Source organism: Flavobacterium ginsenosidimutans, from assembly GCF_003254625.1.
GTDB lineage: Bacteria > Bacteroidota > Bacteroidia > Flavobacteriales > Flavobacteriaceae > Flavobacterium > Flavobacterium ginsenosidimutans.
In genome coordinates this window covers 187,643-206,062 of sequence record NZ_QJRJ01000073.1, presented here as the reverse complement: position 1 = coordinate 206,062, position 18,420 = coordinate 187,643, and the positions used below count along the sequence as shown (strand labels likewise).

Below are 18,420 nucleotides of genomic sequence, written 5' to 3'. Positions count from 1 at the left end.
TAACTTAAATTAAATTATCGATGTTAAATTGATTCTTCTATTTCTTTTTTACAGCAATTTTAGAAGCTAAATAAGCCATTGGAATGTAAGCGAAAATTAAATCGACAAAACCAAACCAAATTGGTGATGGCAGGGTAAACATGGTTACAATACCGCCAAATAAAAAGAAAGCTCCAATTCCAAAAGCTAATTTTGTTTTATGATGAATTGCGGTTAAAGCTGTCGTTAATGCGCCAGCAAAAGTTCCTAACGCGTGGGCTAAAAATGGAAAAAGAAAATGCTTTGGCTCAAATAAATGCATTGATGCTTTTAAACCTTCAGCAGTAGTAACGTCTGCACCATTTGGCGCTGGAATTATAGAGCCACTAATTAAAATGATGCTCATATTGACAACGCTTCCGATAACAAGACCTGCAATTACGGCCAAAGTATTTCTTAAAAATGGATTCATAGCTTTCGTTTTAATTACTATAACGAAAGTAAGAAAATTATTCTTTTGATGATAATGCTCTTTCTGTTTCTATTTGAGGTTTTCCAGTTGCATTAGGCTGTCCTTTTCCAGTTTCAATTAGTTTTTTCAAACTGTTCTCGATATAATTGGTCCATCCAGCTTTGCAAACGTCAAAACATTCATATTCTGGCACTAAACCAACGTGTGTAAAAATGAGTTTGGTTTTATTATCTTCTTTCGAAATATCAAAAATCGCTGTCGTATTAGTCCATTCCGTATCGTCTTTGGTAAAACTGAAATAATTTTCTTCAATCAGCCACACGATTTTCTGATTCGGAATGACTTCAATCAATTTTATTTTGCAGCGGTGAACGTCTTCATAATGGTATTTAAATTCGTCTCCCTCGTTTGCTGTGTTTCCTTCAATTTCTTCAGACCACCAGCCTCGAACATTTTGTATAGCTTTAAAAACTTCTTCTGGCGATTGATTGACAATTATTGTTGTGGTAAAATCGTGAGTTTCCATAATTAATTGATTTTTAAATTAGTAAAGTAAATTTACAATCTAAAAATCAATTAGTTAAGGTATTTTAAAGACAATTTTAAGGTGCTTTTCGGACAGAATTAAATGTGCTAGTTATTCTCCTAAAAATAGATAAGCTGAACTCAAAATTATGCCAACTAAGATTATAAGACTTAATATAGAAATCAAAAACAGTCTCCATCCTCCAAAAATGCTTCCGCCATTATCCATGTGTTTTTGAATATTTTTTTCTTGGTAGGTATGAATTAAATAAGAAGCTACCGCTGAATAAATTACAGGAAAAATAATTGTTGGAAAGTTTTCAGGAAGACTGAATGCAATAGCAATAATAACGATTGTAAAAGCTCCGGTAATAAGCCAAGTATTTCTAGCTTTTTCAGATTCGTTAAAAGCTTTGAAATTTTCTGCAATGCAATAGCCAGCGACCAACGGACCTCCAAAAAAAGTTGCGGTGCTTATTGCTTTTTTAGAATAAATTTTCTCGGTTGGAATTTCTTCAAAAACAGATTTTTCTGTTGTATCATCTTGTATCATTTGAGGTTAGTTTATTTTTAGGGATTATTTTATTGCTTTAATTTTTTCGGGAATTTGATTAATCAGTTCAAAATGTTTTGCCATGACATTTTCGAGTTCTAAAGTTCCACCTAGAATAATCATTTCCTTTTGGATGAAACGTTTTCCAAGTCGGTCTTCGAGCATTATTTTTTCCATGCTTTGGGCAATTTCAATTTCGTTAAGAAAATCATTCGGATGGCCAGCTGTACAAATTACAAGTCCTAGCGGAATGGTTTTCATTTTTCTGGAAGTTTCATTTTGTCCGTAAGCATATCCAACCGAATAAACACGATCGAACCAGCCTTTTAATTTTGCAGGACAATCGCTCCACCAAACGGGATAAAGGAAAATAATGCAGTCTGCTTTTTCTATTTTTTCTTGTTCGTTCAAAACATCTTGCGGAATCGGAAGTTGTGTTTTCGCAAAACCTTCACGTTCATATTCTGCTTCAGACATATCACTTTCGAAATTGGAAGCATACAAATCTGAGATTTCGATATTCCAATTTTCATTAGCCAAAACAGATTTTAATCTTTCCAAAACCTGAAAAGTGTATGACTTTTTACTTGGATGCGAGTAAACAATTAAAATATTCATTTTTAGACTTTTTAGATTTATAATCGTTCCAAAGTTTAAATCAGTTGTGTACGAAAATACAAATTAAATCGAAATGAAATTATTCTTCTGAAAATTCTAAAATATCACCAGGCTGGCAATCCAAAACTTTGCAGATTGCTTCGAGTGTGCTGAAACGAATGGCTTTTGCTTTTCCTGTTTTTAGAATGGAAAGATTTGATAAAGTTAAATCTACTTTTTCTGAAAGTTCATTTAATGACATTTTTCTTTTTGCCATCATGACGTCTAAGTTTACTATAATAGGCATAATGTTTCGTTTAAATGGTTAAATCAATTTCAGATTGAATTTCGATTCCTCTTTTAAAAATCTGCCCTATTACAAACATGGCAATTGCCATAAAAATCCAGATGCTGTGCCCTTCAAGATTCAGAGATTCTAAAGTTGGGAGTTTTACGCCATTTGAAGCCAGCCAATTATTGAATTTGAAAGCCCAAAAAGAAAACAACCCGATTCCGAAAGCCAAGTAAGAAAGATTAGAAACAAAATGTCCCATTTCGGCAGTGAAAGGCTGTGCAATGTCTAATTTTTTATAATGCAGCATTTTTACAATCAAATAAAACATAATTGCTTTTAGTATGGCTACAATACTGATAAAACAAATTTCTTGAATGTAATAACTTGGACTATAATTGTACAAATCAAGTAAATCAAGAAAACGTGCATTGTATGAATTTATAGTCATTGTATAAATTCCGTTAAAAAGATACATACCAGCTTCTACGCATAAGCCAATAAAAATAATCCATGATAAAATATTCAAAATTTTTAGGATCTGCGGTGTTCCAATTTTAATTTCCATTGTGATCAAGATTAAAAGTTATGCTGCTAAAATAATAAAAATTTATTGATAAACAATAAATAAATAGTTTTTATCAAAAAAAACTCCAACAAATTTAATGTTGGAGTTGCTGTTTTATATTTAAAAATTAGATTATTTGAGTGCTTTCCTTTCGTTTTCTAGCATTTTTTCAATATTAAAATAAATGCCATCTACATTGTAAACTCCTTTTTCAAAACTTAGATAATCGCAGTTTCCTACGAGAGATTGTTCTTTAGAATCGATTTCGAAAAGACTGAGCAAAACATATTCATGATCGACCATTAAGACATGAAAACCTGTTTCACATTTTTTTCCGTCGCCAGATGAGAGAATGACATTCATAATACTATGAAATCTAAAAGAAGTAATTTTTGCTGCTGTTTCGTCGCCTTTTAAATGATAAATGTAGGCAAGGAAATTAAGCTGTTTTAAGTCAAACGGAAAATCGTTTAAGGAATGATTAGACAATTTAATAATTTCATCATAATCTGAAGTTTCGAGTTTCTCTTTATTGTAATATGTGCGAAGTTTTTCTTCATCAGGAGATGTCCAAAATGCATTGTATTTGGGTTGAAAAACATAGCCTAAATACAAATGACGGTATTCATCATGTGATAAAAGGGTATCATTTTTCATGAGTCTTTCCATTAATTTTGGATAGAAAAACTTTGAATTTTTGTCGTTAATTTCTTTTTCGATTGATTTATAATCTGGAGTTGTAAAACCAATTTCTTGTGAATGTAATTGAATTCCGAGACAAAAAAGGAGAAGGATAAAAATTTGTTTTAGCATGATTTAGAGTGTTTTTGGTTGTAGTTATGATCTTACTAAAATACAAATTATATTAGAACAAAAATGTTCTTATGAAAACAGATGGGTGAGGATGGGAGCGGCATCTCCCGATTTAGAAAAACAAGGTTTTTTAGCCGTAGTTTTTGTTAATCGGGAATTTAGCGCACAGCCTGACCCGGAGGGACACGCCAGATAAATTAAACTATTATGTATTTGGATTAATGCCCAAGCTGTTTTTTTAAATCTAAATTAAGGCTGTATTGTTCCTCAGCAGAAATCATTTTTCTTTGAACTTTGTTGATATCGCTTCCTTCTTCGGTCCATAGGAAAGGATAAAAATTAAAAACTTGATCGCCTTGTAATGCAGCAAGATCTTTTTTCCAGTTTTCCCAACGGCTGCCAGAATAATATTTATCTAAATCATTATTAAAACAAAATTCTAAAAACTCAGAATAGGTAATATCAAGTTGTTCGTATTCTAAATTATCTGGTGCAAAATAATATACTTTTCCAAGATCGGTTCCAAATGCACCGCCATTCAATATATAAAAACCGCCCAAAGCATCATCGGCAATTAAAAGGTAAGAAGGAGCTTCTCCAAATTCTTTAAAAGATTTTCCTTTGTTCCAATCTGGAAGACTTCGGTTAAGTTTGGCGCTTCCAGAACCTAGAATTCTGATCCATCCATTGTCGATTAAAATTCCGCCAGTTTTATATACAATAGCGCCCATTGGCGAGCTGGTTGTAACTTGGGTGTGATACAAAGCATCTTTGGCTTTTTGAGGATCTGCGGGAAGAATTTCTACTTTGTTTTTGGCAGTATTTGTCCATTCTTTTACTAATTTCCATCCAGAATCTGTTTGATCTATGAGTTCGTTTACTGGTCGCATTTTTGTTTGTGAAAAGGTTGTAGAGGTTAAAAAAATAAAGGCGATTAGGGGAAAAAATTTCATTTTTGGGTTGTATTTGTTTTTGGTTAATAGGTTATTTTAGTCGAAGCAGAACTCCTTTTCGTTTGACAATATTTTTATAATCCCATTGAATTTCTATGCTTTTTCCGAGCCAGCGTTTCAAGTCTTCTTCGTTAATTTGATTAACGTTTGTATAACGCATTTCGGCAGCTTTAAACGAACCTTCGTTTTGTAGTTTTTCTTCTTCAAAAGATTGTCCGCTCCAGAAAAACAATCTGACAGAACCTTTTAATTTACTATATCCTACAATCGGATTTCCGTCTAGAAACCAAACCGGATGCGCATGCCAGATTTTGTTTTCGGCTTCAATTAAGTTCTTGTCTATTATGTTATAAAGAAGATCGCAGATTTCTTTATCTTCAGCTGTCTGAGAATTATTATAAGTCTGAATTTCTGATTTCATAATAATTGATTTTTAGTGAGTTACTGATTTTTGATAAAGTTATAAAAGATCTCAGGATTATTTTTATTGTTCTTCAATTACAGAATTTCCTTTTGATTGGTCGCCAGATGTCCATTGCCAGGTTTCATGAAGTCTGATTTTTCCATTTTCTAAAATTTCAGGTTTTGAATGGCAAATTCCAGTCATTAATTCGCCTTTTTCATTTACTTGATGGTATCTCATTTCGATATTACCTTCTTTATCCACCAATCCAATTAAATGACCTTTTATGATTTTTCCGCCTGAATATTCTGCACTTAAAATATTTCCTTCTTGTTTATAAAGAAAAGCGGTTTCATTAGAAGTTTCTCCGTTTTCGCTGTTGCTTACAGGTTTGAAAATCTTATTGTTATAATTGATCATTTTAGTACTGGTTAAAAAGTCAAGTTATTATTTTTATTGTAGAGAATGTATTTTGAATACAAAAACATCCGACCTGTTTATACAAATCGGATGTTGTCGTTTTATTCTATTTTTTTAACTAATTGCTGTGAGCCTACAAGTAGACCTTTGTAATAATCACCTTTTTTAAGTTCTGGAACTACATAAGTTGAAATGATGTCTTTCATTTCCTGATCGCTCATTTTGACACGTATTTTATCAACGCCTTGAACTTGAATTTGTCTTAATTGCTTGCTTATTACAATAAGAATTGAAGTGTCGATTTTTAACTGAGTCAGTAAGTATTTGTCCAGTTCTAAAGAATAATCGGTTAGATCTGTATGCGGGCTTATTGAAGAAGTAGTTACAATAAGGATTTTACTTTTTGTTTTGGCTTCACTAGTTTTTAAAAATTCGCTTAAAGTTTTCACCTGACTAGGAGTCATAATTTTTTCAAAATCATTTACATAATCGTAGGATGGGGCAAAAATAGTTTTTGTTTCTGGTTTTGTTTGTGCAGAAAGGGAACTAGATATAAGAAGAACAATTGTAAATAGGAACAATAATTTTTTCATGGCTTATAGTTTTGGGCACGGCAAAAGTAAGTCTTTATTATTAAAAATTAATGCTGAATTTGTTATGAAAAATCACTATTTATTTCTAATAAAATCAATAAAAAAAATCCGATTTTAAATTAAATCGGATTTTTGGTTTCTTATTGAAGTAATGGAAGTAAATGATCCCATTTTAGTTCTTTGGCAAAATCTAATGCTGTTTTACCGCTTTCAGTTTTTGCATTTTTATCTGCGCCAGATTCTAACAAAACTTCAACTGAAGTCTGATTTCCTGCTATGGTTTCGCGATGTAAAAAAGTATATCCCAATTCATCTTGATGCGTTATTTCTTCAGGATTGTTTTTTACAAAATCGATAAGACTTTCTTTCATGTTTTTGCTCATCGGATGTTCAACTAGATTTTCTGGTTTTTCCTTTTGTTCGTTAACGACCAGAATATCATTAAAATCCCCAAAATCTAATCCCCATGCTTCATCATGAGAAGCTCTTTCGTCTTCGCTCATTTCAGAACGCATGGCTTGGATTGTAAATGCACCATAAGTTTGACCATTAATCGCAAACAACCAGTCGCTAATTTGATTTATTGGAATTGCAATTTCGTCTCCGTTATTTACATTAGTTAGTTCTTCGGGATCGTTTACTAAAACACCGTAGATATTTTCTCCATCAAAATTTACATCGTTAATCCACATATGTTCTACTACGGTTTCATTGTCAATTTCTTGAGTAAAAGCTAGTTTTACGCAAGCAACATGCAATCCTGGAATTATTCGTCTGTATTCCCAAGATAATTCTCTCCAGAAGTATTTAAAGGTTTCCTGAGCTTTTTTATAAGCTTCGATCATTTTTGGATTTTCTCCGTCGGCGTAGAATATTTTTGTTTCTTTCATAAAAGGGCATATTTATAATGAATTATAAAAGTAATCTTTTTATTACTTTGGAAGAAATGATATTTAAGGATTTATGAGGTTCATTTGAAGACAAAGTATTAGTCATTTCGACCGAAGGGAGAAATCTTCTCGAGAAACTCCTCAAAGTAGGGTGATTAGCAAATATTTTTATACTGCTGCTTGCCAATTTTTGTCGAGTTACTTGTGGAGATTTCTCCTTACGTCGAAATGACAAAACTAGATGGTTATCTTAGATACTTTAAATATGTTGGAATAAAAAAATCCGACTTGTTTTCACAAATCGGATTTTATAAATTGAGAATTATATATAACCGTAAAACGGTATATTTTTACAAATGAATTACTTCGCCGTAAGCATCAGCAACAGCTTCCATAACAGCCTCGCTCATTGTTGGGTGAGGGTGGATAGATTTAAGGATTTCGTGACCAGTAGTTTCAAGTTTACGAGCTACAACTGCCTCAGCAATCATATCTGTAACACCAGCACCAATCATGTGACATCCTAACCATTCTCCGTATTTAGCATCGAAAATTACTTTTACGAATCCATCAGCATTTCCAGCAGCTTTTGCTTTTCCAGAAGCTGAGAATGGGAATTTACCAATTTTTAATTCGTAACCTTTTTCTTTAGCTTGTTTTTCAGTTAAACCAACAGAAGCGATTTCTGGAGTTGCATAAGTACAACCAGGAACGTTTCCGTAATCGATTGGGTCTACGTGTAAACCTTTAATTTTTTCAACACAGTTGATTCCTTCAGCAGAAGCTACGTGAGCTAAAGCTTGACCAGGAGTAACGTCTCCAATTGCGTAGTATCCTGGAATGTTAGTTTCGTTGTAAGCGTTTACTAAGATTTTATCTCTGTCAACAGCGATTCCAACTTCTTCTAATCCGATGTTTTCAATGTTTGTTTTGATTCCAACTGCAGAAAGAACGATATCAGCTTCTAAAACTTCTTCTCCTTTTGCCGTTTTAACGAATGCTTTAACTCCTGCACCTGTTGTGTCAATACGCTCAACAGAAGAGTTAGTCATTACTTTAATTCCTGATTTTTTCAAAGAACGCTCAAATTGTTTTGAGATATCTTCGTCTTCTACAGGAACTACGTTTGGCATAAATTCTACGATAGTAACATCAGTTCCCATTGAGTTGTAGAAGTGAGCGAACTCAACTCCAATTGCTCCAGAACCAACAATAATCATAGATTTTGGTTGAGTTGGCAATGTCATTGCCTGACGGTATCCAATTACTTTTACACCATCTTGAGGTAAGTTTGGTAACTCACGAGAACGAGCACCAGTTGCGATGATAATGTGGTCAGCGCTATATTCTGTAACTTTATTGTCTTTATCAGTAACGTCAAGTTTTTTTCCTGGTTTTAGTTTTCCAAAACCTTCGATAACGTCAATTTTGTTTTTTTTCATTAAGAATTGAACTCCTTTGCTCATTCCTTCTGCAACACCACGGCTGCGTTGAATAACTGCTGGGAAATCTTTATCGAATTCAGAAACTTTCAATCCGTAGTCAGAAGCGTGTTTAAGGTAATCAAAAACTTGAGCAGATTTTAGAAGCGCTTTTGTAGGGATACATCCCCAGTTAAGGCAAACTCCACCAAGATTTTCTTTTTCTACTACAGCAGTTTTAAAACCTAATTGTGAAGCTCTAATCGCAGTTACATATCCTCCAGGACCACTTCCTAAAACAATAACGTCGTATTTCATTTTTTTTGTTTTTAGTATTAACTATCGAAAAATGAATTTTAAAATTCCGAAAACTCATCTTTCGATTTATTCTTTTGTTATTTGTGATTGCGAATTTAAGGATTTATTTTAAATGAACACCTGAAAATTTGTTTTTAAAGACACAGATTTTGGTCTTTTCACAGAAACCGAAGTAATTGTGAATTGTAAATTGTGAATTATGAAGTGATTTTTGCTATTTAGTGAAAAGTGAATAGTAATTAGTGAATAGTAATTAGTGAATCTTGATTAGTGATTAGTGATTAGTGATTAGTGATTAGTGATTAGTGAAAAGTGATTAGTGATTAGTGATAAGTTGTTTTGAAAATTAATATAAAGAATAAGCCACAGATTATTAGGATTAAAATGATTTTTTCAAATCTTTGTTAATCTGTATAATCTGTGGCTATTATAATTTTGTTATTCTGAGTGTCCGAAACTTTGGGAGAAGAGCTTTATGCGGAGCTTCGACTTCGCTCAGCCTGACAATTAGCAATTAATAATTCACAATTAACCATCAACAATTAACCATTCACCATTAAATCTTCACGTGTCCCCAGTTTTCTCCGCTGGCAATTCTTCTGATTTGCATTTCGCTTACGCCGAATTGTTTTGCAATCATTTTAAGACGTGTTTTTTGTTCAGGTCTTGCAAGGATTTTTTTGATTAACATCACTTTTGTAGTTGTTAATTTTCGTCCGTCGGCTTTAAGATTGTGTTCGATCAGATTCTTTTTGGCCTGAATAACGCGTGGACTTTTTCGGCTATGAGCCATCATTTCTTGTTTGGTTGCCCAGCGTAAATTGCTTACATCATCGTTAGCTCTGTTGTAATCTAAATGCAGAACATAAGTTTGATCTTCGGAATCTTTTGGAATAAAATATTGGGCAACTAATTTATATAGGAAGAGATATTTGTTTACGATTTTATCGTCTTTTTTAACCTTAAAACGGAAAGTTGGGTAACCATCGCTTAATCCGCCTTTTAAGATGCGTCCGTTTTCAATTTCGTCTGTAAAACTTATTAGTCGACCTCTGTTTGAAATGGCATATCGTAATTGTAATGAGGCATTTATTTCTATTTCTTTAAACTGTTCATTTGGATAAAATCTATTTTGTGGCATTTTCTTTTACATTTGATTTCTATACTCTCAAAGATAAATAATAAACCAAAAATTTCTGCTATCTTATTGATAGTGAACGGGCAATTTTATGATTTCTATAACGCTATTTTAACGTTTAAACGTGTTTTTGACAGTTTTTAGTCGGATTTTAAATCACAATTTATCAAAAGTGCAGTTTTTTAATTTTTGAAAACTGCGAAAATTTATAGCTAAATAATTATTAATTTATTGGTCAAGCCAATTTTTGAAATTATTTATTTCCTTCTTACTGATAAAAATAGCGTCAGATTCGGCTGCAGGAACCGTTAAAATCAATTCCACTTTCTGATTGGAATGTTTTACAACTTCTTTAATCGTGTTTCGATGAACGATATATTTTCGATTTATTTTAAAGAAATTAAAAGCATCTAAACTGTTTATAATTTCGGTTAATGTATTATTGTATAAATAGCTATTTCCAGATTTTACATGGACAAAAAGATGCTTTCCTGTGGCTGAAAAATAGGTGATTTCACTTTCGTTAATAGAAATCAATTTATAGCCGTGATTTACTAAGAAATGACGCTGTATTTTATTCGATTCTGGATTTTCTATTGCGACTAAAGATTGAAGCGTAGAATCGCTATTAAAACTTTCTTTTATATTTCTGAATTTCTGAAGCGCTTCTAATAATTCTTCTTCTTCAAATGGTTTTAAAAGATAATCGATCGTAAAATGTTTGAAAACAGAAATAGCGTAAGAATCATAAGCCGTGATAAAAATAACAGGGCAGGCGATAATGGTTTTTTCGAAAATGTCGAGACTTTTTCCATCACCTAAATGAATATCCATAAATGCTAAGTCGACTTTGTTTTCGCTAAAAAAAACAACTGCTTCTTTTACAGATTTTAAAACGCTAATTTCTGCAATCTGTAAAATATCTTGCTGTTCTAAAATAGATTTTAGATAGCTAGAAGCTAGGTATTCGTCTTCGACAATAGCAATTCTCATTTTATAAACATTTTGGAGTGTTCAATTATGCGGCAAAGATAATTCAGTAATTATTATTCGCAATAAAGTGAGCATTTTGTTATTGGGATTTATATAAAAAAAGGCCCAGCTTAAAAAAACTGGACCTTTTAAAAAAAACAATTCTAGGTAAAATTATAGATTGGGATTGTTCAATCTCGCATTTGCAGGATAAATGATTGTATAACGCGGATCGTTTTGTATCAAAGTATAATCGGTACCATTGATAGTGTGTACGATTTGTTTTTGAGATGTTCTTCTCAAATCGAACCAACGGTGTCCTTCAACTGCAAATTCACGTTGTCTTTCTGCCAAAATGAAGTTTGTTAAATCTGCTGCGTTCATTGCGTTAACTGCGATTTCAAGCGCTATATATCCTGCTGATGTATATCTGTTTTTAGCGAAAGCTAAAACAGTAGTTTTGGCATCAGCGATATTATTTAACTGCACTTGTGTTTCTGCTTTTGTCAAATACAATTCAGAAGTTCTAAGCGTACATTTTTGGTCATCGTTACCACCTTTTTGAATTCTGAAACGGCTTCCGCTTGCTAAGAAGTAAAGAGGAAAACGTAAATCTGTTGTTCTGTCGTAAGCAGCAATTAACTCAGACGAAGCGTATGAAGCTCCCTTCATTCTGTTAATGTATCCATCTTCTAAAGCTAAAATAGATTCTTTTGAATCGTATTTTGTTGCAAATACAGAAGTAGCTTTTAAATCAACTAGATTGTTGTTGATTGCCAACGCTTTATTTGCAGCATCTAAAGATTTCTGCCATTGCTTTTGGTGTAAGTAAACACGGCTTTCTAAGCTGTACAATGCAACTTTTGAAAAACGATAATTTAAACCTTTTGTCTGTGAATTTAAATTGATAAGTTTTTCAGCTTCCTGAGTGTCAGAAATAATTTGATTGTAAATTACTTCAACACTTTGAGGAACGTAAACCTGCTCTAAGTCAATTTCTAAAGCCAATGGAACTCCTTTGTCTGAAGAAGCAGTTGTAGCGTTGTATGGTTTTCCAAAAAGGTTAACCAAATCAAAATAAGCCATTGCTCTTAAAGCATAAGCTTCTCCAATTAATTGATTTCTTTCTTCAGAAGCAGCTACTTTTTTTGATGCTTCATTGATTACTACATTCGTATAGAAAATTACATTGTATAAATCCTGATATTGGAAATCTCTTGTAATACGGTCAGGATTGGCATCTTTCCAGATAAAAATGTCTTTGTAAATATTAAGATCTTCACTAAAATCATCCAATGTCAATTCATCTGTACGAAGTGTTGTCAATGTTTTGTGTTCTGGATATTTTGAATATCCAGTTGTTAATACCGCACGAAATTGTTCTTGTGTTTCTGGAATAACACGCCCAACAGGTGTTATATCCAGATAATCATCGCAGCTTGTTACTGCAATTGCTGCAGTAAAAAGTAATATGTATTTTGAGATTTTTTTCATCTTTAATTGTATTAGAAAGTTACATTACATCCAATAGTGAATGATTTAGGAACTGGCTGTGCATAAATGTTTCCGTAAGTTTCAGGATCAAAATATCCTTTAAAGTCAGAACTGATTACAAATAAGTTTCTTGCTTCAACGTTAAGTCTGATGCTTTGGATGTTGATGTGATCTGTAAATGCTTTAGGGAATGTATAGCCTAAACGCATACTGCTCAATCTCATATAACTCATTTCGCTAACCCATGTATCTAAGTAATTATTCCAGTTTAATGGAGTAGCTGATGAGAACCATTGATATGCCATCCAAGAATCTCCTGTTCCAGAATCTTTACCTGTAATTCCTGGTAAATTAGAAGAAGTGTTGGTTGGTGACCAAGCATTCAAAATATCAGTAGAATAATTTTGTCCTCTGTCTACTTCAGTTCCACTGTACGGAGGTGTTCTTACAACAGTCTGTTTCAAATTAAATGCAGCAGCAACTGTAAAATCAAAATTATGTACTTGAATTGTATTAGTAATACCTCCAGTGAATTTAGGATCTCTATCACCTAAGTAAACAAATAAATCTCTATACTCTGCTGGTGTTAAAGATGATTCTGTAAGTTCTCCAGGGAAGAAATCAGCATAAGGATCGTACAATTTGAAGAAAGTTTGAGCATTTACTGTTTCACCGTTTTTATTAACAAATAAAGGATAACCATTTTCGTCTATACCGTTTGTTCTTAATCCAAAAACCGCATTTACAGGACGACCTTCTCTGCTTGGAAGTAAATCAGTATCACGAACTTCAATTCTATCTACATTACTTTTGTTATGAGAAAAGTTAATGCTTGTATTCCATTTAAAGTTTGGACGGTCAATGTTTCTTGTAGACAAAGTGATTTCATAACCTTTGTTGCTTACTTGTGCCCAGTTCATGTTGCTGTACTCAAAACCGTTTTCGAACGGAACTGCTCTCAAACCAATTAAGTCAGTACTTTTTCTTCCGTATAAATCAGTTACAATGCTGATACGGTTGTTGAATAAGCCAAGATCCATACCTAAGTTGGTATTAGTAGTTTTTTCCCAACGCAATTTGTCGTTTGGTGGAGTTTCAACAGAAATGGTTTGTTCTGTTTGTCCAGGTAAAATGGTTGTATTGCTGTATCTTCCCATTACAAAAGGAGAAGTGTTTTTATCAATATTACCTTGTAAACCGTAAGAAGCACGTAATCTTAAGTTAGAAAGTGTTAAGTTGTCTTTTAAGAAATCTTCTTCAGAAACTGCCCATGAAGCAGAAGTTGACCAAAGTGGCAAATATTTGTATTTTGGATCTACACCAAATAAATCTGAACCATCATATCTCACACTTCCAAATACGCTGTATTTTCTATTGTAAGTATAAGAAGCTGTAGCAAAAAATGAAGCAAAAGCATTTTCGTTTTCAGATTTCTGATACGTTCTGTATATCGCATCATTAGCAAAAGAGCTATTTGGGAACATAATTGGCTTAGTAGTCAAAGTGTTTTTATCAAATCCAAAACCTTTTGTTGCAATAGTAGTTGTATAATTTCTTCTTAACTCATTACCAACCATAGCCTCAACTTCGTGTTTTTCTCCAAAAGTTTTAGAGTAATTCACCATTGTTTTTAGATTGTATTGGAAAAAGTCAGTGTTTGCGTTTTGGATAATACCGCCTTCAGGTAAAAAGTAATTATAAGCTCCGTTTGCAAAGTAACGAGATCTTTCTTTTTCTTTTCTAGTATAATAAGTGTCTTTATCTGCAAATTTTTCGCTAGAAGTATTGTCCAATTGTAAACCTAATTGAGAGGTTACTTTTAAATCTCTAGTGATTTTATATTCAGCATCTAATAAAGCTTTTACGGCTCTTGTTTTTAAATCGTAAGAAGTGTTTGCTCTTTCTTCTAAAATATTAAAAGGAACATAACGTTCTGAGTAACCCACAATATCTTGATCATATTTATAACTTCCGTCTGCATTATAAGGAGTCAAATATGGATTTACGTTTCTTGAATAGTTACTAGGGCTTGTGTAAGCATCTGTATCTGATAAGTAAGAAGTAGTTTTGTTTTCAGAACCAAAGATTCCAACTCCAACTTTGAATTTATCTGTAATTTCGAAATTGTTTTTCAAAGTTAAATTGTAACGTTTGAAACCAGTTCCAATAGTAGTTCCTTTTTCATCATAATATCCTAAAGAGAAATAGTAATCAGATTTTTCTCCACCTCCAGATAAACTTAAACCGTGTTGCGTGTTGATTGCAGTTTGGTAAATTAAATTACCCCAGTTTGTATTGTTGTTTCTTAAATCATTAATTGATTGTTGTGTAGCAGGGCTTAACGCAGAAAATCCTCCTGCTCTATAAGCTGCCAACTCATTTGATCCGTTTAGGATACGAGAAATTTCTCCAACATTGTCTCTGTATGTTAAATCAGAACGGCTTGCAAGGTCAAGTTCGAAATCAACTTTTTGGCTTGCATTCATTAAATTTAATTTAGAGAAATCAGGTCTTTGAGTGATAAAAGTATTGGTGTTGAAATTAATCACCATTTTACCAGCTTTACCTTTTTTAGTCGTAACAACGATTACACCGTTTGCAGCACGAGCACCGTAAATAGCAGTTGCAGCAGCATCTTTTAAGATTGTAATATCTTTAATATCATCTGGATTTAAACCTGCAATAGAAAAGTTATTCAATTGATCAATATTGTCTTTGTCGTAGTTTTTAGGAACGTCATTTCCTTCTAATGGTAAACCATCTAATACCCATAAAGGATCTTGAGTTCCACTTAAAGAAGCTGTACCTCTAATTCTAATTTTAGCTGGTGCTCCAGGTGCTCCAGATGGAGTAGAAACAGCAACCCCCGCAATTTGTCCTACCAATAATTGGTCAATACTAGAAACCCCAGTTTGCTGAATAGCCGACATATCTATTTTAGAAACGGCAGCAGTAAGTTTTCTTTTCTCAATTTTTTGGTAACCTGTTACAACAACCTCTTGAAGTTTTGCTGTTTCAGATGTTAAGTTAATAGTATAGTTTTTTTGAGCATCTAATTCAAGAGTATACGATTTGTATCCCATGAAAGTAACTCTCAAAGAAGTAACGTTTTTTCCGATTTTCAAAGTGAATTTACCATCGAAATCTGATGTAGTTCCAATTGCTTCACTATGAATAATACCTGCCATAGCAGTTTTGTTTGAAATAGAATTATTCTCAACGAAGATTGACGCGCCAGGAATTGGCGCCAAGTCTGCTTCATCTTGAATGATACCCGTAATAGTTCGGGATTCCTGCGAGTATCCTGCGATGGCCAGGAACAGCAGTAAGGCATGTAAAATTTTCTTCATGTTTTGGGTTGTGTATTAAAAGGTTGTATTATTTAGGGCTTTATCGATTCGTTGTATCAAATCGCAGTAATGGTTTTGGGTAGATTGATCTCCTGTGCTCTTTTTTGTTTTTAATAATTGAAGGACTTTTGATAATTCTCCTTTTTTATCTGAGGTTACTTCTGTAACTCTTTTTAAAAAATAGTTATTAATGTTTCTTGCCATATGTTCATCATCTACAGAACATAAATGAGGCATTTGTAATGTTTCCTGTATTTGGATTGTTTTTTTAACATCTGTTTTTTCAAATAATTTATTTGTCGAAACAATTAAAACATCTACATAATTTTTCTGTGTCATTCGCTCCAGAATGCTAAGTGATTTGTTTTGAATAGTACCTGCAAAAACACTTTGGTGTAATTTTTTAAACAAATCATTTACGGTAAAAACGGGTTCGCTGGTTTTATTTCGCTGGTATAATTCATTTTCTGTCATTCGAAGCAAACGGTCATCGAATAATAAACTATACATAACATCATATTGTAATTCTCTTGCCAGCGTGTAAGGAGTGTACTCATAAGGTCCAATAGGAGAATCTTTCAGCGGATTCGTTTTGTCTAAAATGTCATTGAAAAACAACCATTGCGGAATTGTAATTACATTTTTAATTAAATAATCGGTTGCTTTTTTCTGCATTGATGCAGGAACTGGAACATAACTTTGTTTGTTATCACCGTGAACCGTTGTGTTTAAATAAACACCGCCAACATTGGCTACTACATGATGATTGTACATGTGCCATTGTCCAATAGTTCCAATATACAGTTTACCAGTTTCGTGGTAAGGTTTATCTTTGTCGTATGTCCAGTTTATGATATTATCTACAACACGTTTTAAGTTTTTCAAACCGTATTCGCTTGCTTTTACAGCATCGTTTCCTAAGTCTTCAGACTGTGAACGAGGATCAATTGCAGGACCTAGCTGCTGCTCACCGTAAAAATAAATAGGGTCATTTTGATGTTTTGTAACTAAGGCGTTTAGTTTAGCTGTTTCGTTTTCGTTAGGCGAATACCATCTGTAACCCCATTCTATTGCATATTTATCATATTCTCCAATTTTTGGAGTAATAACTGTGACATTATCTTCTGGTTGTGCGACATAATTGTATCGGGCATAATCCATAATAGAAGGAGCAGTGCCTCCCATTTTTGCTGTGAATTCTTTAGAACGTAAAGATTCTACATCATAAGCAAAAGAAGAACCCATATTATGTTTTAGACCAAAAGTATGACCCACTTCGTGAGATGAAACAAAACGAATTGCTTCTCCCATGTGCTCATCGCTAAATGTATTGCCGCGTGCTTTTGGATCAATTGGTCCAGTCTGAATACGCATCCAGCTTTGAAGCGAAGTCATTACATTATGCCACCAGATAATATCGGCCTCGATAATTTCACCGCTTCTAGGATCAACCACAGATGGTCCCATTGCGTTTGATTTTGGAGATGCGGCATACGTAATAACAGAATAACGTACATCATCAATGTCAAAATCTAAATCTTGTTCAGTAGGTTCTTTTGCAATAACAGCATTTTTAAATCCGGCTTTTTCAAAAGCTGCCTGCCAATCGTGTACCCCATCAATGATGTTTTTTCTCCATTGTTTTGGAGTTGATGGATCGATGTAATAAACGATTGGTTTTTTCGGCTCTACTAATTCACCTTTCGAATAACGTTCTTCATCCTCTTTTTTTGGTTCTAAACGCCAGCGGGTAATCAATTCTTTTTCAAGCATTGCCTGCTGTGCATCGGCAAAGTACCAATGCTTTTCAGTAAAAAAACCAATTCTTTGGTCAGAAAAACGAGGTTTCATTGGAGTTTTATCCAATAAAATAATATTAGTTGTCACACCAAGCGTAATAGGTACTGAGGCACCTCCATCGCTAAGTGAAGTTGTCATTTGTGATTTTACAACAATGTTTTTAGGAAAAGATTTTAATCCTTCTATATAAGATAAATCAGATTTTACAGAACCGCTTAAACCAATGTTGCCCATTACATCATTAAAACTTTTTTGTTTTCCGTCAAAAATCTTATTTACTTTAATTACAACAGCGCTCGAATCGTTGTTTTTGGTTTCGATATCAAAAACTTCAATAATAGATTCGGAGAAATTATTAATTACAGATGCTGTGATGGCATCTTCTTTAGGAGAAGAAACTTTAGGCTGATATGTCTTTACCCAGACTTTCTTTGCAATAGTATCTTTATAAAAGGAAATAACTTTATTTTCATAATTCATTCCTTTATTTAATCCGGCTTCATTTATATCGTAAGGAACCTGAGATAATTTGTTTACAATTAGAAATTCTCTTTTAAACAAACTGTCCTGAATTTCAAAATAAACATCGGTTTTAACTTGGATGATATTGAATAGTCCTTTTTTTACAGAACCTTTTTTTATTAGGTCACTATATTTTTTGCCTTTTTTGGCGTCAGTAGAATCTTTTTTAATTTCAGTTGTCTCTTCTTTTTTGTCTTTCTTTTTCTTTTGAGAATGAACAGTAAGAGGTGCTAATAATAATAGGAGTATGCAAAATATTATCAAATTATGCAGGAATGCCTTTTCCTTCATCAGATGTTAAGTTTAGGTTAATTTTTGGCCGAAACTATTCGATTTTAGTTCAGCAA

The 18,420-nt window shown here is 33.0% G+C and carries 18 protein-coding genes; all 18 read right to left on the bottom strand.

Annotation, left to right across the window (positions count from 1 at the left end; all coding sequences use genetic code 11):
- Positions 1-37: 37 nt before the first annotated feature.
- Entirely contained in the window at positions 38-451 is a 414-nt protein-coding gene (locus tag DM444_RS08295) for a hypothetical protein (protein WP_111285520.1), read from the bottom strand.
- A 37-nt stretch (positions 452-488) separates the two neighbouring features.
- On the bottom strand, positions 489-977 hold the full coding sequence (locus DM444_RS08290) for an SRPBCC family protein (protein WP_111285518.1): 489 nt from the start codon (positions 975-977) through the stop codon (positions 489-491).
- Positions 978-1,088: 111 nt separating this feature from the next.
- Positions 1,089-1,529: a hypothetical protein gene (locus DM444_RS08285; RefSeq protein ID WP_111285516.1), complete on the bottom strand. Its 441-nt coding sequence runs from the start codon at positions 1,527-1,529 to the stop codon at positions 1,089-1,091.
- A gap of 24 nt (positions 1,530-1,553) precedes the next feature.
- The gene (locus DM444_RS08280) at positions 1,554-2,147 is read right to left on the bottom strand and encodes an NAD(P)H-dependent oxidoreductase (RefSeq protein ID WP_111285514.1); all 594 of its coding nucleotides are present in this window, start codon (positions 2,145-2,147) and stop codon (positions 1,554-1,556) included.
- Between the two features lie 79 nt (positions 2,148-2,226).
- Positions 2,227-2,433: a helix-turn-helix domain-containing protein gene (locus DM444_RS08275; RefSeq protein ID WP_057116634.1), complete on the bottom strand. Its 207-nt coding sequence runs from the start codon at positions 2,431-2,433 to the stop codon at positions 2,227-2,229.
- A gap of 10 nt (positions 2,434-2,443) precedes the next feature.
- Positions 2,444-2,986, bottom strand: a complete 543-nt coding sequence (locus tag DM444_RS08270) for a DUF2975 domain-containing protein (protein WP_111285512.1) — start codon at positions 2,984-2,986, stop codon at positions 2,444-2,446.
- A gap of 132 nt (positions 2,987-3,118) precedes the next feature.
- The gene (locus DM444_RS08265; protein WP_111285510.1) at positions 3,119-3,799 is read right to left on the bottom strand and encodes a DUF4919 domain-containing protein; all 681 of its coding nucleotides are present in this window, start codon (positions 3,797-3,799) and stop codon (positions 3,119-3,121) included.
- A gap of 218 nt (positions 3,800-4,017) precedes the next feature.
- The gene (locus DM444_RS08260) at positions 4,018-4,689 is read right to left on the bottom strand and encodes a DUF2625 domain-containing protein (RefSeq protein WP_111285508.1); all 672 of its coding nucleotides are present in this window, start codon (positions 4,687-4,689) and stop codon (positions 4,018-4,020) included.
- A gap of 94 nt (positions 4,690-4,783) precedes the next feature.
- Positions 4,784-5,173 (bottom strand): DUF1801 domain-containing protein, encoded by a 390-nt coding sequence (locus DM444_RS08255; protein ID WP_111285507.1) that lies wholly within the window; start codon positions 5,171-5,173, stop codon positions 4,784-4,786.
- A gap of 63 nt (positions 5,174-5,236) precedes the next feature.
- A complete protein-coding gene (locus tag DM444_RS08250; RefSeq protein WP_111285505.1) occupies positions 5,237-5,575 on the bottom strand; it encodes a n-acetylglutamate synthase in 339 nt (112 codons plus the stop codon).
- 101 nt (positions 5,576-5,676) lie between these two features.
- The gene (locus DM444_RS08245; protein WP_111285503.1) at positions 5,677-6,168 is read right to left on the bottom strand and encodes a TPM domain-containing protein; all 492 of its coding nucleotides are present in this window, start codon (positions 6,166-6,168) and stop codon (positions 5,677-5,679) included.
- 140 nt (positions 6,169-6,308) lie between these two features.
- Positions 6,309-7,058, bottom strand: coding sequence for a DUF2314 domain-containing protein (locus tag DM444_RS08240; RefSeq protein ID WP_111285501.1), 750 nt, complete (start codon positions 7,056-7,058; stop codon positions 6,309-6,311).
- Positions 7,059-7,408: 350 nt separating this feature from the next.
- A complete protein-coding gene (lpdA, locus tag DM444_RS08235; RefSeq protein ID WP_073416603.1) occupies positions 7,409-8,797 on the bottom strand; it encodes a dihydrolipoyl dehydrogenase in 1,389 nt (462 codons plus the stop codon).
- A gap of 556 nt (positions 8,798-9,353) precedes the next feature.
- Complete coding sequence (locus DM444_RS08230) at positions 9,354-9,938, bottom strand: NUMOD4 domain-containing protein (RefSeq protein WP_111285499.1); 585 nt, start codon at positions 9,936-9,938, stop codon at positions 9,354-9,356.
- A gap of 225 nt (positions 9,939-10,163) precedes the next feature.
- A complete protein-coding gene (locus DM444_RS08225) occupies positions 10,164-10,928 on the bottom strand; it encodes a LytR/AlgR family response regulator transcription factor (RefSeq protein WP_111285497.1) in 765 nt (254 codons plus the stop codon).
- Between the two features lie 153 nt (positions 10,929-11,081).
- Complete coding sequence (locus tag DM444_RS08220; protein ID WP_111285495.1) at positions 11,082-12,401, bottom strand: RagB/SusD family nutrient uptake outer membrane protein; 1,320 nt, start codon at positions 12,399-12,401, stop codon at positions 11,082-11,084.
- Between the two features lie 11 nt (positions 12,402-12,412).
- Entirely contained in the window at positions 12,413-15,751 is a 3,339-nt protein-coding gene (locus DM444_RS08215; RefSeq protein WP_111285493.1) for a SusC/RagA family TonB-linked outer membrane protein, read from the bottom strand.
- Positions 15,752-15,766: 15 nt separating this feature from the next.
- Positions 15,767-18,364, bottom strand: a complete 2,598-nt coding sequence (locus DM444_RS08210) for a zinc-dependent metalloprotease (RefSeq protein WP_111285491.1) — start codon at positions 18,362-18,364, stop codon at positions 15,767-15,769.
- Positions 18,365-18,420 lie beyond the last annotated feature (56 nt).